The 19783-nt window shown below is 39.5% G+C and carries 15 protein-coding genes and 3 pseudogenes; 6 read left to right on the plus strand and 12 right to left on the minus strand.

Annotation, left to right across the window (positions count from 1 at the left end; translation table 11 throughout):
• Positions 1 to 14 precede the first annotated feature (14 nt).
• Positions 15 to 1895 carry a biosynthetic arginine decarboxylase gene (gene speA, locus ACT3RM_RS04075; protein WP_441994600.1) on the minus strand — a complete coding sequence of 627 codons (1881 nt, stop codon included), beginning with the start codon at positions 1893 to 1895 and terminating at the stop codon, positions 15 to 17.
• Between the two features lie 204 nt (positions 1896 to 2099).
• On the opposite strand from speA, the gene speE reads away from it, so the two are divergent.
• Both speE and ACT3RM_RS04085 read left to right on the plus strand, forming a co-directional pair.
• Positions 2100 to 2963 (plus strand): polyamine aminopropyltransferase, encoded by an 864-nt coding sequence (speE, locus tag ACT3RM_RS04080; protein WP_441994601.1) that lies wholly within the window; start codon positions 2100 to 2102, stop codon positions 2961 to 2963.
• Between the two features lie 51 nt (positions 2964 to 3014).
• Positions 3015 to 3296: pseudogene (locus ACT3RM_RS04085) on the plus strand (glycoside hydrolase family 97 N-terminal domain-containing protein); the annotation flags it as partial.
• A 552-nt stretch (positions 3297 to 3848) separates the two neighbouring features.
• Here the strand turns inward: ACT3RM_RS04085 and envZ are convergent.
• Both envZ and ompR read right to left on the minus strand, forming a co-directional pair.
• Complete coding sequence (gene envZ, locus ACT3RM_RS04090; protein WP_441994602.1) at positions 3849 to 5147, minus strand: two-component system sensor histidine kinase EnvZ; 1299 nt, start codon at positions 5145 to 5147, stop codon at positions 3849 to 3851.
• A gap of 5 nt (positions 5148 to 5152) precedes the next feature.
• Complete coding sequence (ompR, locus tag ACT3RM_RS04095) at positions 5153 to 5872, minus strand: osmolarity response regulator transcription factor OmpR (RefSeq protein ID WP_441994603.1); 720 nt, start codon at positions 5870 to 5872, stop codon at positions 5153 to 5155.
• 170 nt (positions 5873 to 6042) lie between these two features.
• Between ompR and ACT3RM_RS04100 the strand changes: the two are divergent.
• Positions 6043 to 6186, plus strand: a pseudogene (locus ACT3RM_RS04100) (transcription elongation factor GreB); the annotation flags it as partial.
• 509 nt (positions 6187 to 6695) lie between these two features.
• Here the strand turns inward: ACT3RM_RS04100 and hsdR are convergent.
• The 4 genes from hsdR to ACT3RM_RS04120 all read right to left on the minus strand — a co-directional run bounded on the left by hsdR (position 6696) and on the right by ACT3RM_RS04120 (position 12246).
• On the minus strand, positions 6696 to 9206 hold the full coding sequence (hsdR, locus tag ACT3RM_RS04105) for an EcoAI/FtnUII family type I restriction enzme subunit R (RefSeq protein WP_145242946.1): 2511 nt from the start codon (positions 9204 to 9206) through the stop codon (positions 6696 to 6698).
• Positions 9206 to 10393 (minus strand): restriction endonuclease subunit S, encoded by a 1188-nt coding sequence (locus tag ACT3RM_RS04110; RefSeq protein ID WP_024599467.1) that lies wholly within the window; start codon positions 10391 to 10393, stop codon positions 9206 to 9208. The genes hsdR and ACT3RM_RS04110 overlap by 1 nt, the downstream gene beginning before the upstream one ends.
• Positions 10393 to 11859 carry an N-6 DNA methylase gene (locus ACT3RM_RS04115; RefSeq protein WP_441994604.1) on the minus strand — a complete coding sequence of 489 codons (1467 nt, stop codon included), beginning with the start codon at positions 11857 to 11859 and terminating at the stop codon, positions 10393 to 10395. The genes ACT3RM_RS04110 and ACT3RM_RS04115 overlap by 1 nt, the downstream gene beginning before the upstream one ends.
• Positions 11860 to 12009: 150 nt before the next feature.
• A complete protein-coding gene (locus ACT3RM_RS04120) occupies positions 12010 to 12246 on the minus strand; it encodes a helix-turn-helix domain-containing protein (protein ID WP_004588153.1) in 237 nt (78 codons plus the stop codon).
• A 100-nt stretch (positions 12247 to 12346) separates the two neighbouring features.
• On the opposite strand from ACT3RM_RS04120, the gene ACT3RM_RS04125 reads away from it, so the two are divergent.
• From ACT3RM_RS04125 to ACT3RM_RS04135, 3 genes are all read left to right on the plus strand, one after another.
• Entirely contained in the window at positions 12347 to 12871 is a 525-nt protein-coding gene (locus ACT3RM_RS04125) for a hypothetical protein (RefSeq protein WP_441994605.1), read from the plus strand.
• Positions 12868 to 14301: a DEAD/DEAH box helicase gene (locus ACT3RM_RS04130; protein ID WP_441994606.1), complete on the plus strand. Its 1434-nt coding sequence runs from the start codon at positions 12868 to 12870 to the stop codon at positions 14299 to 14301. Before ACT3RM_RS04125 ends, ACT3RM_RS04130 begins: the two co-directional genes overlap by 4 nt.
• 91 nt (positions 14302 to 14392) lie before the next feature.
• A complete protein-coding gene (locus tag ACT3RM_RS04135) occupies positions 14393 to 14602 on the plus strand; it encodes a hypothetical protein (RefSeq protein WP_441994607.1) in 210 nt (69 codons plus the stop codon).
• 223 nt (positions 14603 to 14825) lie between these two features.
• On the opposite strand, the gene ACT3RM_RS04140 is transcribed toward ACT3RM_RS04135, so the two are convergent.
• The 5 genes and pseudogenes from ACT3RM_RS04140 to gmtZ all read right to left on the minus strand — a co-directional run.
• A complete protein-coding gene (locus tag ACT3RM_RS04140; protein ID WP_309216596.1) occupies positions 14826 to 15281 on the minus strand; it encodes a hypothetical protein in 456 nt (151 codons plus the stop codon).
• Between the two features lie 384 nt (positions 15282 to 15665).
• Positions 15666 to 16136 carry a transcription elongation factor GreB gene (gene greB, locus ACT3RM_RS04145; protein WP_306287710.1) on the minus strand — a complete coding sequence of 157 codons (471 nt, stop codon included), beginning with the start codon at positions 16134 to 16136 and terminating at the stop codon, positions 15666 to 15668.
• Between the two features lie 21 nt (positions 16137 to 16157).
• Positions 16158 to 16313 (minus strand): annotated as a pseudogene (gene gmtX, locus ACT3RM_RS04150) (gamma-mobile-trio protein GmtX); the annotation flags it as partial.
• Positions 16314 to 16454: 141 nt separating this feature from the next.
• A complete protein-coding gene (gene gmtX / locus ACT3RM_RS04155; protein ID WP_306288472.1) occupies positions 16455 to 17066 on the minus strand; it encodes a gamma-mobile-trio protein GmtX in 612 nt (203 codons plus the stop codon).
• Positions 17063 to 19783 (minus strand): gamma-mobile-trio integrase GmtZ (gene gmtZ, locus ACT3RM_RS04160; RefSeq protein ID WP_444511339.1); only part of this gene is annotated, 2721 nt, incomplete at its 5' end. The genes gmtX (ACT3RM_RS04155) and gmtZ, both read right to left, overlap by 4 nt.

The raw sequence follows: 19783 nt of genomic DNA on the forward strand, positions 1-19783 counted from the left end.
CAAACACAGTCTCTTCAATCTTCAAAATAAGTATACCCTGCTAGACCTGCATTTAGCTCATCTATATATTGTGCTTTTACTGGCTCACTAACGGTAAGTTGATTTACTGTTTTCGCGAAATTATCAGCCAAAATTTCGATATCATAGCCAACAAACTTTAATACATCCTTAACACTATCACCTTTTATGGCATTGTTAAGCTGATAACCTTGCTCAGTTAGCTCAACATGCACCGAGTCGGTATCACCAAATAGATTATGTAAGTCACCAAGAATCTCTTGATAAGCACCCACCATAAACATCGCAATATGGTACTGCTGACCTTGTTTATACTCTGGAATGGGTAAACTTGTTTCGATACCTGAACCTTCAACATATTCACGAATTTGGCCGTCTGAATCGCAGGTTATATCTTGAATGATCGCGCGCTGTGTTAGTGGTTTATCTAGATTCTCGATAGGCATAACCGGAAACAATTGCTGAATGCCCCAAACATCGGGCAATGATTGGAACAATGAGAAATTAACAAACAGCTTATCAGCCAGCTTTTCATTTAAATCATCAAGCACCTCTCGGTGAGCACGCGCATTAGTACTAAGCGAAGCCCGCACGCGGTGCAAAATAGTAAAATACAACTGCTCAACTTTAGCCCATTCCAACATACTCACTAAACCATGAACATATTGGTCATGTGCTTCACTAAATAAATGCATAGCATCGTGATAAATTTCAAGTGCCATACGTGGTGTTAAACGTTGCAAGCATTGCCACATTTCTTCAAGCACTAAAATACTACCTGCTTGAGGGGCGGTTGGACTTAGATGGTTAGGAGCTTGCTCAACATCAATCACATCGGTGATAAGCACAGCATGGTGCGCGGTAAGTGCTCTGCCAGATTCAGTGATAATAGCTGGGTGTGGTAAATTATGCTGCTCACACACCTCTGCAAAGGCATTTACAACATTACGAGCGTATTCATCGACCGTGTAATTCATTGAGCAGGCGCTACGCGAACCTGAGCCTTCGTAATCGACTCCTAAACCGCCACCTACATCAACAGTATTAAGTGGCACACCAAGCTGGGCAAGCTCTGCAAAATGGCGCGAGCATTCACGTAAAGCGCGGTGAATATCGCGAATATTGGCAATTTGTGAACCAATATGAAAATGCACCATTTGCATTAAGTGCAATTTATTGTGCTTTTTAAGTAGCTCAACCGCACTAAGCACTTGGCCAGCAGTTAAACCAAATTTACCTTTTTCCCCGCCAGTGTTTTGCCACTTACCTTTGCCAATAGAGTTTAAGCGAATACGAATGCCAATGGCAGGTTCAATACCTAGGTCGTCAACTTCATTAAGTAAGGTAGTTAGCTCTGACAGTTTTTCAACCACCACTTTTACTTTATGGCCCATGGCTTGTCCAATACACGCTAAGCGTAAAAACTCGCTGTCTTTATAGCCATTACAAACAACGGTGATGGGCTCTTTGGCAACGCCTAGAATAGCCATTAGCTCAGGTTTTGAGCCAGCTTCGAGTCCAACAAGGCCACTAGGATGAGCTAATAATTTACTAACGACAGAACGTTGCTGATTTACTTTTATTGGATAAACACAGGTATATTGCCCTTGGTATTCACGTGCAGTGCGGGCTTTGCTAAACGCACTAGTTAAGGTATCTACACGGTTTTTTAAAATGTCAGTAAAGCGCACCAGTACCGGTAAAGTCAGGCCTTGCTTTTTGAATTGTTCGGTCAATTCACTTAATGAAATAGCTGCTTTATTTTGATCTCCGTCAGGATACGCAACGAGTTCACCTTGTGCGTTAATATCAAAATAACCATCGCTCCAATGAGCAACATTATAAGTTTCCCGTGCAGTGTCCAAACCCCAAGTCATCGCAACTCTTCTTTCGTTAGCAAATTCATCTATAAGATGCGCATTTTAATACGTCATTAACCGCTACGCTAACAAAAATTGATATTTTCCCCAAAGCATCGGTAAAATATTCGCTATACTGATAAAATTTCATTGAGCAAATCGTCAAGCACTGGCAGAATTGCCTCCTTTTTCGCCCATAACTCAATAAGTGTAACTAGCGACATGGCAAAATTAGATCAAAGTAAGTGGTTTACAGAAATCAGTGAACGTGACGGTACTGCGTTTTCATTACGGATCAATAAAAAGTTAGATGAAAAGCAATCGTCTTTTCAAAAAGTCGAAATGTATGAAACAACTGACTTCGGTAACCTGATGGTCATCGACGGTTGTACCATGGTCAGCAGCCGCGAAAACTTTTTTTACCATGAAATGATCAGTCACCCAGCGTTACTTGCTCATCCAGGTCCTAAAAATGTAGTGATTATTGGCGGCGGTGATTGCGGTACTTTACGTGAAGTACTAAAACACCCAGGTATTGAGTCAGTAACACAAATCGATATTGACGAAGTCGTCACACAAATGTCACTTAAATACTTCCCAGAGCTGTGCGAGTCAAATCAAAACCCGCGTGCCACTGTAATATTTGACGATGGCATAAAGTATATGCGCGAACTGCCAAGCGAATCTATCGACATTGTTATCGTTGATGGCACCGACCCCGTTGGTCCTGGTGAAGGCTTATTTAATCATGCTTTTTACACCAGCTGTCTAAACGCGCTACGCCCAGGTGGTATTATGGTGCAGCAAAGCGAATCACCATTAACTCATATGCCTCTACTTGTTGAAATGCGTGATGCGATGAGCGAAGTAGGTTTTGTTGATTTACAAACACTGCCGTTCCCACAGCCAATTTATCCAAGCGGTTTATGGTCTGTTACTCTTGCTCGTAAAGATGAAATGTTTGCAGGTTTTAGAGAAGACGATGCAGCCAAAGTTGCCGAGCACAGTGAATATTACAATGCGGGTATTCACCATGGCGCACTTGCCACACCTAACTATATGAAACGCGGGTTTACGAAAAAATAAGCCCTGTTAAGCTAATGGCTTTAACTCAAAGCCATTAGCTCCCCATAACAAGATGTAGCGCTCGTACATACTCCGCGACCCAAAATACTGATAGTGTTCATATTAGTATTCATGAAGCCGCACTCGTTGATTACGCAGGTATGATGCTGAACCAGCGTCGAACGGGTACTTTTCAAGCCGATTTAACGCCTTAGTCAGATGGCATCGCCCTTAAAAAGCACAGCGCGTTTAATTCCCTATGACATACTGTTCAAACTGTCGAAAAGCCTAGGTTTCATTAACTCAGACATCATTTTACATCTTAATGAACCCAATAAATTAAGTGATGTTTCGTAAGGTATGCACATAAAAAACACCTGAGGCTATGATGAATTTAAAAACGCACCGTCACTGCCAATGATAAGTAAACTCTAAAGCTTGCCACCTGCGGTGGAACCGCTATTCGGTTTAAAGCACTTTAGCGTAATAATGTAAAAGCGCGATTAAAATCGCGCTTTTGTTCTCAGTGCTATATACAATTTATAGTGACAACTGCGCACCGAAACATAAGTTAAGCGCTACGCTTTTTATTAATTTTAGTATATTGCTTAACTAAGTAAGACCACATATAAAGCCCCCAAAAGAAACCCCCTATTGGAAACATAATAAGCGATAGGAATATTGCATCAACAAAAGAAGCTTCGCCCGAAAAAACCAGCAGTAGCGAAAATAAAATAGCTGTCGAAACTCCCCAACCAAACACGCCATAAACAAAAATATAATGTCACTTACCTTTATCTATTAGCCGCTTTAATTTATTAAATTTATCATCTTCCATTTTGTTTATAACTCCTATATTAGCAGACTAAACAGTGCATCAGATTACTCAACCTAAACTAAAATCACTTATTTCAAAGGGAGAAAAACTTGTGCACTCAGCCCTCCTTCGGGGCGATTTACTAACTTTACTTTACCGTTATGCATATCAACAATGCGTTTGATAATAGCCAAACCTAAGCCACTTCCCTCACTACCGCGCGCTGCATCGCCTTGTTTAAATGGTTCAAATACGCTTTCCAGTTCACTTTCAGGAATACCAGGACCGGAGTCTTTGACTGCAACTATAGCGTATTTTTTATCATTACTGAGCGTAGTTGAAACCGCTATATCGCCATCTGAATAACGAATGGCATTTTCAAGCATATTAGTAAATACACGCTTCATCGCCAACATGCTAAGTGAGATATTGGGGATAGCTAGGTCTTCACTAAAAGTAATTGTACGTTGATGTTTTTGTTCAGAATGTACTACTTCTGCAACTAACGCATTTAAATCTTCTAGTGCAAGCTCTTCACGTTTATGGTGGCGCAAGTATTCAATAAACTGATCGATGATGGCATTCATATCTTCAATATCGTAAATGATTCCTTCACGTAAATAGTCTTCTTCATCGGCCATCATTTCGGTAGCTAAACGAATACGGGTAAGCGGTGTACGTAAATCGTGCGATACCCCAGCCATTAGCAATCTACGATCGTTTTCAAGTGCTGCTATACCACGAGACATTTGATTAAACGCGCGGGTTACTTCGATCACTTCAGTTGAACCACGCTCTTCTAACTTGGTCGCAAAGTCTCCAACTCCCACTTTAACAGCCGCATGCTGTAACTCTTTTAACGGCCGATTTAAATGCCTAGCAAATAGCCATCCCCCTAATACACTTAAAAAGCCGATACTAGAGAGGTAAAAAGTCAAAAACTCGACATTATTTTCTTTAAAACCAGTCAATGGCACGCGCACCCAATAACCAGGAGCTTGTGGTGCTTCAATCCAATAAACCAGTGGATCAGTTTGGCTGATACGCACTCGCGCAGAACCGTTAAGCTGTTCTGACATACTGCGTGACAACATTGAATATTCGCGTGCTTGCCCTAACCCTTCGCGCATTGCTTGGCGCTGGTTCATGATACTTATGCCGGTAATTTCAAAAAGCTTACTCGACACTTTATCGCTAACTTCTTCGCCATCCTCCCAATCAATAAATACGGTTTTTATTTGTTTAGCGAGGATCAGATTAACTTGTTCAATAGTCGGTTTAACAACATACAGGCTTACAGTGATATACGATACAACTTGGTTTATCAGCAGCAATGCTGCAACCAAAAATACCGTTTGCCCAAATGCACTTTTAGGAAACATACTCATGTAGGCTATTTTTTACCATCAGGAACAAATACATACCCTAAACCCCACACGGTTTGAATATAACGGGGATTGGCTGCATCCGCTTCAATCATGCGCCTAAGTCTTGAGACTTGCACATCAATGCTGCGTTCCAGTGCACTGTAATCGCGGCCTCTAGCTAAATTCATTAACTTATCACGGCTAAGCGGTTCTCGCGGATGAGTAACTAACGACTTTAATACTGCAAATTCGCCACTGGTCAGCGACATCGTTGTATTGCCTTGCTTCATTTCACGGGTAGCTAAATTAAGTGAAAATTCCCCAAAAGTAATGTGATTTTCTTCTGCGGCAGGAGCACCAGGAACTTCTTTTGCACGTCGACGTAAAATGGCCTTAATGCGCGCCAGTAGCTCACGAGGGTTAAACGGCTTTGGAATATAATCATCAGCACCAAGCTCAAGCCCAATAATACGGTCGACCTCATCGCCTTTTGCGGTGAGCATAACAATCGGAATTTCATTTTCTTTTTGTCTTAAACGCCGACAAATAGAAAGGCCGTCTTCGCCGGGTAGCATCAAATCTAACACTATTAAATGAAAATTCTCACGTTCAATAAGGCGGTCCATTTGCTCTGAATTGGCTGCAGTGCGTACTATAAACCCTTGCTCTACCAAGTAACGCTCTAATAAACTGCGTAAGCGCATATCATCATCAACGACTAACACTTTTGTAGTTTCATGTCCCATGACTATTTCTTATTGTTGTAAGCTATAGCCATTAATATAAATGAAAAACCGCATAATAAAAAACAAATTACCCAGCTAGATTGTTACGGAACATTTCAGGATGGCTGCTTTGACAAAACATAGCTTTTTTTATACCTTGCTTGACCACATGTAAATCCAAGACAAGCATTGTGAAAACTAATTTAATTACCCGCGAAGGCTACACACAACTCCAGCAAGAACACGACCATTTATGGAACGTTAAACGCCCTGAAGTGACTAAAATAGTAAGCTGGGCGGCAAGCCTTGGCGACCGCTCAGAAAATGCCGACTATGCCTTAGAACCATTACAAACATACTAAATACTATAAGAGCTAAGCTTTTAAAGCTTCAAAAACTAGTATGCGTACTATTTTTCATACTATTCAAAACTATAACTTTTCAAACTAGCCGAGATTAAATAGTAAAAAATTGAGCGTAATTTTTTCTTCTTAAGACGCACAGCTAGCATCACTTAAATTGCATTAGGGTAGAAACCTCCACTGTTATTTTTAGTTACTTATATATGATTGTTACTCGTGTAAAAATCCTGTTGATAACTCTCAGGATATAGAATGCGCGGCATGTAATTGGATTGTCTGTAGTTATTGTGGGGCGTGTGGGTGTGGGTATACTGGTTATAAGCACGCCTAGCAGTAAGAAGAGCAAAAGTAATTTTTGCTCTTCTTACCTTTTTTTAAATTAATAATTATATCAGCCTCTTAAGAGTATAGTCGCTCACTTACCCCTCAGAGGCATCAAGTAAGCTTTTTCAATTGCTTACTGATAGCTATAGATAATTTAACTACCTTGCATACAAATACTTCTGAAAACCTATAAATGTGTCGCGTATCGCGGCTGGTGAGCCAAATTCAATGGCGGCGTCGTTAATGGTGTTGTATTTAAGCTCTACTAAGCTGCGCATTTTTTTTGGTGCCAGTTCTTGAACGCCGTCTTCAATGTATTTACTTAATATAAAGTTGATAAACTCTTGTTGTTTATAATCGCTAAACGCTGAGTTTATTTTAGGTTTAGCTTGTTGAGCTCGCTCGGTGCGTGTTTGCGCTTCTGCGGCATAGGCTACGTACGATAAAACATCGTATACATCGCTGTCTTGAGCATCAATTACTGCCTTCATGCTATCGAGTTTTTCGCTATCGTAACCCGCTTCGGTTAAATCTTCTAATAGCTTTTCGCGAGTGGTTGGGTCGCTCCAGATTTCTCGTAGTTGGTCTTCGTTTTCAAAAAAGCGCGGTAGGTCATCGAACATACGTTCAACAAACTCTTTAGCTGTAATGGGCTTGCCTTCAGCACTCCAGTACATTGCTGAGGATATATGCTTTATTTGTCGTGTACGGCCGTCTGAGAGCTTTATTTCGAGCTTTTCGCATACACATGGTCTTTCGCCACATTTTTCACAGCCTTCAGGCTCTGGCTTTTCACAAACACATGGTTTTTGTTCACACACTTTACACGGTTTCTTTTCACCGGCACCATCGCCGCCAGTGTCTTCACATTGGCACGGGGTTGTGCCGCACTCTGGGCATACTTCGCTGGGTATTGGTTCACCATCCCAAGCAGGATCAGCAAAGTTATGGTGCGCTTTTACAAAGTCGTAAATGGTAAAATAGTCTTTGCCATCGTAAGTGCGGGTGCCTCGGCCTATGATCTGCTTAAACTCAATCATATTATTACAAGGACGCATGAGCACAATGTTACGGACGTTACGCGCATCTACGCCTGTAGAAAGCTTGCGTGATGTGGTTAAAATTGTTGGAATGGTTTTTTCGTTATCACAAAAGGTTTTTAAATCGTTTTCACCCGCTACACCATCGTTAGCGGTAACACGAACACAATAGTTAGTGTTGGTGGTCCAGCCTTTTTTTACTGCGTACTGATTAATAAAATCGCGCACCATACCGGCATGAACTTGTGTTGCACAAAACACGATGGTTTTTTCATTGGGTTTAAAGCGATCCATCCAGTAATGAACGCGGCGTTCTTCACGTTGTGGAATGGTGATAATACGGTTGAAATCGCCTTCTTTATAAAGCTTGCCGGGTTCTGGGTCGCCTTTTACAACAACGCCATCACCTTCTGTATAAATATACTCATCCATCGTGCCAACAATCGGTAACACTTTAAATGGCGTTAAAAAGCCATCGTTAATGCCTTCTTTTAGAGTATAGCTGTAAACAGGCTCGCCAAAGTAACCATAGGTGTCGGCATTATCGGTGCGTTTGGGTGTTGCGGTTAAACCCAGTTGTACAGCAGGGGCAAAGTAATTAAGAATATCACGCCAAGCACTTTCATCATTTGCGCCACCACGGTGACACTCATCAATAATAATTAAATCAAAAAAATCAGTCGGATATTGCTCGTAATACGGGTTTTCTGCCTTTTTAATTGGCGCATTTTCATCATCTTCTGTTGTGGCTTCTTTTAATTCGGTTTTAGGACCACACATAAGCGTATGAAAAATAGTAAAAAATACGCTAGCATTTTTAGGAACGCCACCTCGTTTACGAATATCGTCAGGGGTGATACGTACAATGGCGTCTTCACCAAATGAGCCAAAATCGTTAAACGCTTGGTTGGCTAAAATATTACGATCGGCCAAAAACAAAATACGTGGGCGCTTTTTAGCAAGGTTTATATCTTTCTGCGCGGTTAAACTCCAACGGGTTTGAAACAACTTCCATGCGGTTTGAAAGCCAATACACGTTTTACCTGTACCGGTAGCCAATGTAAGCAGTATGCGATTTTTACCTTGGGCAATGGCTTCAAGCGCATTGTGAATGGCGTTTTCTTGATAATAACGGGGTGCCCAATCGCCTTTGGCTTCAAAGGGAATGCTGGAAAACGCATCACGCCAAGCGGTAGTGAAAGCGGCTTCAGGGGTATCACCTTTTTGCTCAAAAGTTAAATCCCAAAGCGCTTGCGGTGATAAGTATTCATCTACCAGCGTCTCAACACCGGTGAGCATATCAATTTGGTAAATATCATGGCCGTTGGTGGCATACGCAATCCGGCATTGCAGGCGTTGTGCGTAGTCTTTGGCTTGGCGCACACCTTCGCTATAAGTCAGGCTTTCTTTTTTGGCTTCTGCAGCGGCAAGCTTGCGGCCTTTGTATACCAGCACATAATCGCAAGGCACTTTATTAGCGCGTTTACCGCCGGCCATAATTTGGCCAGGGCAAATAAGCTCCCGGCGAATAAAGCTGTTATCAACTTCACCCCAACCCGCAGCAACTAACTTAGGATCAATTAAATCCGCTCTGGTGTCGGCTTCGTTACGCGTCCTTGCTTGTGACATTAGGCCACCGCTCCTTCTTTTTCTTTGGTCAACTCGCCGGAAAAGGCTTTTTGTAAGATGGATTTTTTGAGTTCGTCTATCGAGTTCAATTTATTATGATATACATGTTCCAAGCTTATTACGTGATTAAATAACTCATCAAAATTGCGCACAAACTTCTCGGTTAATTCAACCGGTGGAATCGGCAAGGCTAATTGCTTTAGAGACTTCCCTGTAAAATGTTGGATACCAGCCCCAGTAAAACTGTTTTTTAGAGTGCCATTACAATCGCTCAGATATAAATAGTATAAAACCCAGCGATTATAGAGTGGATTATGACAACGTATTCTATGCAAGGCTTTTTGGAAAAAGATATCTTCATCTTGCTCCCAAATAGCTCCACGCCCTGGATAACCACCCTCACAAATTACCAAGTCTCCTTTTTTAATAGCATATCTTTCATACTCACTATCCTCAAAACGCATTTCAAGAAGATCATCTGTATTTATATTAAACCACTGAACATTTTGATTTCTTAAATATGGCTTTGGATTGCCTTTATTTTTCTTTTTATCAAGCATTTTTCCCAAACATGTTTCAGCGATTTCAGCAATCTTCTTAACTCCCCAATCATCACCATGCTGGCTAAATACTTGCTGCAAGTAGCTTTCAAACAGCTCGCGAGCGTTTTTGAGGTTTTGCTCGGTCTTGGCGCGGGCTTGCTCTATATCGGCGAAGGCTTGGTCGAGAATGGCGACGATGCGTTTTTGTTCGGGGATAGGTGGAACGCTAACTTCAAAGGGCGATATATCCGCTTTACTAAATCCAGCTTGAGCGGATCGTTCTGCAACCGACATTAGTCGTTTTTGAAAACTTTCTGAGTGAAGATATAAATATAAAAAGTCTTTATCGATTATATCTGTATTTGGAATTGTTTTAATCAGAGCCACATTATATGCGCCTGATTTACCTCGATGAACTTGACCAACAGATGCACCATATCGCGCTAGCATTACATCATCATTTTTACATATACGGTTTTTCTTAGCCTCTGGTATATAAATAGCCTTATCATCGCTTTTAAAATCTCGTATTTGGAGAAGCCTAATATATCCATCTTTTTCTTCTTGAATAAATACAGACTTTGGAGGCTGCGAACCTCCTTGAAAATCACAAATATCGCCTAGTTTATAAGTTAGCCACCCCATCACAACAACTCCTGAATCTTACCCAGAATCGCTTCACTCTCTTTATCCAGCGCGATGATTTCTTCGATAATGGCTTGAGGTTCACGCAGTGGGGCTTCTTCCGCTTGATTCGGGTTTTTAACCGATAAGTCCCATGTTGCATCATCTAGTTCAGTCGTCGCCAATGACCAAGACTTAGCACTGTCCTCAAAGCCCTTTTGTAGTTCAATAAACTCTTTTAAGTCGTTATCGTTGAGAGGGTTGGTTTTACCCAAGCTGCGGCCAGGATCAAGCTGATAGAACCATGTTTTCTGTGTTGGTTCGCCTTTGGTAAAAAACAACACCACGGTTTTTACCCCAGCGCCTAAAAAGGTTTTTGCTGGGCAGTCGAGCACGGTGTGTAAGTTGCAGTTTTCTAATAGCTCTTTACGCAAGGCAATGGCGGCGTTATCGGTATTCGATAAGAAAGTGTTTTTAATAACAATAGCGGCACGGCCACCAGGCTTGAGCATTTTTATAAAGTGCTGCAAAAACAAGAAGGCAGTTTCACCGGTTTTAATCGGGAAGTTTTGCTGAACTTCTTTACGCTCTTTGCCACCAAATGGTGGGTTAGCTAATACAATATCGTGCTGGTTGCTTGGAGTAATGTCTTGTAGATTTTCGCCTAGGGTATTGGTGTGAATAACGTTAGGTGCTTCAATGCCATGCAGAATCATGTTCATAATGGCGATAACGTAGGCTAAAGACTTTTTCTCTTTGGCGTAAAAGGTGTTTTCTTGCAGAGTTTTTAAGTCGCTGGTTGAAAGCTGCTTACGGCTTGCACCACCTTGGCGAAGGTAGTCGTATGCTTCACATAAGAAACCTGCCGACCCAGCTGCACCGTCGTATATGGTTTCGCCAATTTGCGGCTGTAATACATCGATCATCGCGCGGATTAATGGCCGCGGTGTGTAGTATTCACCGCCGTTGCGACCAGCGTTGCCCATGTTTTTAATTTTTACTTCGTACAGGTGTGAAAGCTCATGTTTTTCTTCTTGTGAGCGAAAACGTAATTCATCTACTTTCTCTAGGGCGTCACGAAGTGAGTAGCCACTTTGAATTTTGTTTTTGATCTCGCTAAATATCTCACCAATTTTGTATTCAATGGTGTCAGGGCTTTTAGCACGAAGCTTAAAGCCTTTAAGGTAAGGGAATAACTCGCCATCGACAAAATCTATTAAATCGGTACCTGTTAAGGCGTTGTCGTGATCAAACTCACCATTAGCGGTTTTCGGTGCAGCCCACGAACTCCAACGGTACTCTTCATCAATAATATATTGGTAGTCTTCTGCCATCAATTCGGCTTCTTGAGACTTAGTAAACTCTAAGTCATCAAGGTATTTTAAAAATAGCATCCACGACGATTGCTCTGTGTAGTCTAGTTCGCTAGAGCAACCTGCGTCTTTATGGAAAATGTCGTCGATATTTTTAAAGGTTTGTTCGAACATGTAAATTAAGTCCTTGTTAGCCAGTGAGCTTGAGATGATTTTTTTGCTTAAAGCAACTCACTCGCTTATTTATATTCCTGAGGTAATAGTGATTAATATACCCTAATTAATTAAAAAATTAATAATATATTAGTACCAAGTAGTTTTTGGTTAATCTAGGTCAATTTTATACTTTTGCCTTGCCGGTAGTATCTCTTCGAACTCGCAATTTAATGCGTTTACTAATTTATATAAGGTTTCGAGTTTAATATTAACATTACCTCTTTCCATTTTTCCGTAATTACCGCGCTCTATACCGACATAGGCGGCAAAACCTTCTTGCGAATAGCCTGCTTCTTTGCGTTTTTCTCGTAGCTTTTCACCAAAATGTTTAACTAAATCACTCACCTGATTTTCCTCAAGGCAAAATGATTAGATTTTCATGTTGAGGGCTTAACTACCACGCCCTATAATACCCATTATTATAAGAAGTTTATTAGGATTTACTTTGAAATTTGACCCTCTCGTAGCTCAAATTATTGTTGCACCAAATTTTGATAACTTTACAACAAGCGATGTACGCTCGGCGTACTTAGCATTAAAAAGTGATTCTTCTTTAGTACCTACAGCAGTTAGGCGAAGTATATATGCCGAACTGATCAAGCTTGTTAAAAAAGGCTGGCTGAAAAAGGTGGTATCAAATAAAAAAGGATTTACGCGATTCAATAAAACTGAGAGTTTTAACGTTGAGGCAATTACTCATTTAGCTAGTGCCATACCTATTGCAACAACAGAAAAGGCAGATGATAAACACGCACTGTTACTTAATAAGTTAAATCATTACAAAGCCGAGCTATTATTGAATATGGGTGAATCTGAGGCATATAAAGAGCTTTATTTGGAGTCACCCGAATTAGTAGATGAACTTCAGCCCCAATATAACAAAGCCAGAGACAACAACACCAGAATACTTGGCAAAATTAGAGCAATTGAAGGCTTACTGAAGCAAAACGAAGCATTAGAGAAAATATGAAACTAAGACTATGGCAAGCCGAATGTATTAATTTAGCGCTTGCACAATATCAGAATGGAGATAGCCACTTTTTAGCTTTGGCAACTCCAGGGGCGGGTAAAACCTTAATGGCTTCGGAATTAGCTAACCAGTTATTAAAAAATAATATGGTCGATGTGATTATTTGTTTTTCACCGTCATCTATTGTTTCTCAAGACTTTAAGGAAAGCTTACAGCTAAAAACGAATGAACGATTTGATGGGCTTATTGGCGCTAAAGGTAGAGCTTTAACCTATCAAAGCTTACAGTATTTAGATGTGCACTTTTGGCAGCTATTTGAACGATATCGTGTTTTTGTAATATTTGATGAAATTCATCATTGTGCTGGCTCTAATATTGACAACGCCAATGCTTGGGGTGAGCAGATAATACTTAACATTCAAAATAAAGCACAGTACACATTAGCCTTAACAGGCACTCCTTGGCGCTCTGACGCTGCTCCTATTGTTCTTTCATCATATCAACAGCCTAACAATAAAATAGCGTGTGATTACGTTTACGGGCTTTCTGAGGCTATTGGAGATAATGTTTGTCGGGTTCCACAAATAGTAGCAGTTGATAATAGCCGCATTACAGTTGTAGATGACGCTGAAACCAAAACATTTAACTGCTTTAAAGCGTTATTAACCGACTCTGGCGTTTCTTATCAAGAAATTATTGAAAATGAAGCGGTAATAAAATACATCGTTTCTTCCGCTCAAAAAAAGCTTACTTCAATCAGATTAAAAAACCCTGATGCCGCGGGGTTGATTGTTGCATCGTCTGTTGAGCATGCCCATCAAATCTCTATGCTAATGCGAACTTACTTTGACGAGGACAGCGTTGTAGTGACCTACCGAGAAAGTGAACCTACAAGTATTATTCAGCAGTTTAGACATGCGCACAGTAAATGGATTATTTCTGTTGGTATGATTAGCGAAGGTACAAACATCCCTCGTTTGCAGGTTTGCTGCCATCTTACAAACATAAAAACAGAAATGCATTTTAGGCAAATATTGGGCCGTATACTGAGGGTAACAAACTCTAAAAACCAAGAAGCTATTATGTACATGCCCGCCGAACCTAAGCTTTTAGAGTACGCGTATAGAGTTAATCAAGATGTTCCATTTGAAGCCGATGTAGTTAAGTTTGAAAAGATTGAAACTCCTGCTGGAAAAAACACCGCAGATACAGACTCAAGCGATATCACTTTTAATAAACAAAGTAAAAAATCTTCCAAAGCTCAGTTTGATTTTAATAACTTTGCTGACTTTTTTGATCAGCCAATTATGAGCAATAGGCCTGAAGCGACAGAGGAGCATTTTTTAACCGGTGCCTATGAGCGAATTATTAATATATCAGGCCGCTTTCAGCAAGAGGCTATTGCTTTAGGGTTAAGTGAATTGCGGTAAATACGCTAGAATTTAAGGCCTTAAGTAGCAATCTACAGGTAACATCGATTTCAGTTACACGAGGAAACATAACTTAATTTAAGGTGTTGCTATGGATAGCTTCTCTGAAATTCATAAACAAATAGACCTTATAAAGATTTTAAGCAATGGAAAAATCAGTGCAAAACCAAGTCATCTTGAGCAAATTAACTTTATACATCAAGGTGTAGATATAAAAAATACTGAGCGTTTAAGGATAGAGTTAGGCTGGGGTATACAAGCATTTTCTTCAGCTATTAGAACCCTTCATTTTTATACCTAACAACTGACAGTAAATTTCATTTTAAACATTAGGAGTACTCAGTCCACTCCTTTGCTTGAAAACTGAGTGTCAACTAACGCTTGCAGCACGCGCGCCCACGGAATGGAGCCAAAGGCGCAATGTAGTGGACGTCACAGTGCCTGCATTTGTTAAATCAATGATCGATCTACATCATTGACAGCAATTCCTATCTTGTAAGGAGATAGTGACCCATACCTTTATGTCAATCACATTTTTGTGTTTGAACATATGCCCATCCAATAAAATACTCTGGTGGTGCTTTTTTATTCGCTTTGTAACCTGGAGGAAGAGAGGTTTTTGCAATTAGTTGCTCTCGAGCCTCTTTTTCATTTTTTGGTACAGGTGCGCGATCACCCAGCCTTATTAGATCTGCCCCTCTCTTCATTTCTGCTAACTTAATCACAACTTCGTTAAGGTATTTATGAGGATAATCCTTAGGACAGATTTTAGTATTTCTTGACATATGAGTAGTGCCCCATAAAAAGCTCGTTGTATCGAGAACTCCGATACAGTATCCCTCTGCAAAATAACTAAACTCTTCTGACCCTTCTGGTAGTATTGCCTTTGTACAGAGGTCGAGAGCTTTTTCAAGACCTTCATTAGCTTGAGACATGTTAGTAAAGATAACAAAAAAGAAAAAAACTAATATCCTTTTCAATGCACAACTCCCATAGTGTTACAGATTTAACAATTTAATAGTGCGCTCAACGCGCATATTTCTGCCGATGCCACGCTCATTTTTCTACATTATATAGTTTTAACAAATAATCTAAGGTATTGCCATCACTAAGATTTCTAAAACTTTTCAGTAAAGTTAAATGGAACAATATGCGCGCGTCGCTCATTATTCGTAGCCAGTAAGCACATACCCTAAACCACTTTAAAGTGTAGTTCTTAGGTGTGAATGACTATAAATCGCTCTAAGCAGACTAACAGTCTTTATACCAAAGGAGACTTTGATGACTAAAGTTCAGAGGGCTGAAATATAAGTACTCTCTTTCGGGTTGTTCAAGTTAGTTGTCGCATAAGCTGCACTAGCTCTTTACTTATACTCAATTTTATTAATAAACCACTCTTTTATCCCTACTGGCGTTTTAACTTGAAAATCATCATCAACTTCCTTTTTTAGCATCGCTCTGGCCATAGGAGAGTCAATAGAAATGTAATCGTTACGACCATAGATCTCATCAGGGCCAACTATGCGAAAAGCTTTTGTTTCACCATCATCATTTTCAATCTCTACCCATGCCCCAAAGAAAACCTTGCCGGCTTGCTGAGGAGAGTAGTCAATAACTTTGACGGCTTCGATGCGCTTTCTAAGGAACCTAATTCGAGAATCTATCTGTCTAAGTAATCTTTTATTTTCTTTATAATCGGCATTATCTGAACGATCGCCAAGGCTAGCAGCCCAAGCTACTTTTTTTGTTATTTCAGGTCTGTAGTCGTGCCAAAGATAATTAAGCTCTTTATTTAGCTTGTCTAATCCTTCACGCGTTATTAGATTGGTATACAATTAGTTTGCCCCATCCCACTATTACAAATACTGCAATGCTTTTTTAACAGCATCTAAAGTTGCAACCGGGAGAAAATTATCTTTATCATTACTTGATAATATACTACCGTTTGGCCCCACTTCCAAACCTGCTCGGCGCATAAACTCTTTAGATATGAGGTATTCAAGAGCTTCTCTTTCTAAGTCAGTCTATTTTGAGTTTGGTGACGAAGACGACCCACCCTCATAAAATTCTATGACTGGACCAATCGGTACCGGAGTTTTTCAAGTTAGTTGTCGCAGCAAATTAAATTTTAGCGTGTGTTATAGATATTACGGCTATAAAAAATCTAAAGCTTTTTTTATAGCGTCAAGGGTAGCCGCTTTAAAAACAGCCTGCTTATTTTCATCAATAAGCTCCCCATAATCAGTTGGTGTTAATTTCCATTTGCTTTGAAAGCTATTTGATAATAAATATTCTAATGCCCTGCGCTCTTGAGGCGACAGTTTGTGCTCTGAATCAAGCCCAGTAGACTTGTAGTCATAAATATCAATTTTAAGGTTTGGTGGAATAATTTCTTGTAGCTTTTTTCGAGTCGCAATTAACTCGGAAGCTTGAATTTTTGCTAGTAATCGATGCTTTGGATTATTTATTTCATCTATCCAATTTAACTCTTGATGCTTTTGCTTACCAAGATCTTTTACTGGGCTACTCTCTGCAAATGATGCAATAAGTGCTCTATATTTTTCACCCGATTTATTGCGAATGCTTTGTGCCTTTGGAACTCCTCGTTGAGTGCCTAACTTTGATATAGTAGAAATAGAATAGTCATCAACACCTCTATTTCTTTGCTCCATACAAACCTTATAAATTGCTTCGAGGGTTTCACTAACTTTAGCGGAACACCCTTTTTGTAATTCAGTTAGTAGATTTTCAGGTGACATATTCATGACTCAACACCAGTTAATACATTGTTTTTATTAATAAACTCTATTTCAGACTTTAAAACCTGTTCCTCACCAAGAAGCTCGGAGAGTTTAATATCACAATTAATTACACGACTTACTTTTGACCATGTTTTTAAACGAGACTTTAAAAGGCGTGCCAGTTGATTTCCAGCATGCAACTGCTGCTCTTCTGTTAGCAAGAATAAACCTGGAGATATTTCATTAAATGCAGCCATTTTATCCAACAGTTGAGATCTTGGAATTATGGCATGCGATGCATTGGCCGACTCGTAAATCGTTGCATTCTCACAAACCTCTTGCAGCTGCTCAAATAATGATGTTTCTTCTAAAGATATCTCTATTTCTGCATCACTCATTTTAACTAGAGACAAGCTGTCTTTTTGATTAGTTATTGACTGTGTCATTTTAATTAGCTTATAGGCTGACTGTAAGTCACATAAAAGCATATCCATTTTCTTGGCTGCACTTTCATATTCTGACTCAGTTTTTCTTATTTTTAACTCAAGAACTTTACGCTCTGATAAGTCTATTTTTTCTTTTTTTAAATTAGCTACGTACTCTTTACGATCTAATTCATCTAAACTATGCTCAAGAGTAGTTACTTTATTTTGTAACTTTGTACATTGAGATGACTGGGTGTTAGAGTAAAGTAATATTTCATTAGTGATGGATAGCAATCCACCAATAAATGCGGGACCTGTAATAAAGTGACGACAGCGTAGACAGTTTTGCGTCCCTAGATAACCAGATGGAGCCGGTACACGCAATGATGTACCACTACCATTAAGTTCTCCGCCATCTTCACAACGAGTGGCGGCATATGGGCAGATACCATAATCCCTGAAAATGAAGTTTCCTGCAGGAATAGAGTTTGTTAATGAATTTAGTAAATCTTCATTATTTGATACCAGTTCATTTTTTACTTTCTCTATCTTATTTTGTTCTATTAAACTTTGAGTAGCGTCAACCCTCGTTTTTAATGCCTCTTTCTCGCCCTCCTCTAATCGTTTTCTAATGTCACCTTGCGTAATTTTGCAGTAATAAATAGACATTACAATTGACGAGTGCCCAACAACTTTCATAACTATTTCAATAGGCATCCCCATTTCCATTATATAAGCCGTTATAAGACTCACTCGCATAGAGTGAGGAGTATACTTAGACTTATATTGATTTAATGTTGTTTCCTTCCCTGATAGCGTTGCGAGCTCTAAGTTTGATGGTTGAACATTATAAAGTGCGGCCGCTAACCTTGGTGTTAGCGCATTACCAACACTTTGTGGCTCAACATCCTGATAAGCCCTAAATAAAAAACAATTTATTCCTTTAGCCTTAAGTTGCAACTCATTTAAATTTGTTCTTTTACAACTAGACCAGTTTGTAGGACTATCTATAGGATTATATTTTTGCTGCCATTTACGAAGTCTTATCAACCAGTAAATAAGATCTTCAGGTATCCACGGAATTGAATAACCTTGGCCATTATTACTTGTTTTGTTTGTAGTGATAAACATCCCTGCGTTATCGTCAGGCATTCTTTTTATAAAAGCTTGGTTTTTTGTTAACCCTGAAAAAATAGATTTATTTTTTTCCCAAATTATTTTTCCATTTTGATCAACATTAGCTATTACATCATCAGCTTCACCTGAGTCATTATATGCAATCTGACGACCCCGTAATGGAACTTTTGTCAAAGTAAACGTATGCAGCCAATTGATCGGAGACCACATATAAAGCTGCTCTCCAACCTTTTTTATTACGCAATCAGGATCACTTTTATCTACTTCCCACGCTGATACTTTCAGCCAGTCAGCATCAAACTTTTGCAAATGCTTTAGGTCTCTAAAATTTTTTGCTTTCGCAGGGATTATCCACTCTTGGGCCTTTTTAACAAAATAGTACTGTAAGCAAGGTTTAGTTGATTCAGCTCGCTGGGGAGACATCACACTGGATGAATTTGATAGAAGCGATAAAGGGTTTCTAGCATCCATTACTCGAATGATCTCTCCAGTTTCCTCATCCTCACTAGTTAGATCATTGGTAATCACAAAGTCCAAAAACTCATTTACTGCAATTATTAAATTACGCCGCATATTATCGGTATTCAACTTTTCTAATTCTTGCTTTAAAGGTCTGATATTAACTTTTTGCTTAGTAAGAAATGCTTCTGGAGTTAAGCTTTTATCATGTTTTTCTATATAGATTCGAACGAATCGACAAAGCAATGAGTTTTTAGAGCCTCCCCCTAATGCTTGGGTCATAAATTCTTCTATTTTTACCGCCCAAGCTATATATGGTTTTGCAATAAATTTTAAATTGTAAGGTTCTTTTTTACCTAAAAATTTAAACCAATTTTCCCATTCACTTTCCCACACCCCCTGCGGATCATTTGGTATTTGAGGGTCACCTTGTTTTTTAACAAATGCCCTGTATTCCTTTTGTGATTTAAGAGCTAATGGCTTAATAATACTCTTTAACTTGTTATAGGAATAAAAATCAGGGACATCAAATGTATCTTTATAGCTCACCCACTCATCCTTAAAAACCCTCTCTGGATGTGCAATAAGACCTGGTATGCTTTTGTAATTTTCTAAATGTAGCCTTGAGTTAGTGATACCGTTTTTTTTGCATATTGCTTTGTATTCACCCAATGTTTTTATTGATACAGGTATATTTAATGGAAGGCTCGAGTTACCTTT

The organism is Pseudoalteromonas sp. AOP7-A1-14, assembly GCF_052376275.1.
Taxonomy (GTDB): Bacteria; Pseudomonadota; Gammaproteobacteria; order Enterobacterales; family Alteromonadaceae; genus Pseudoalteromonas.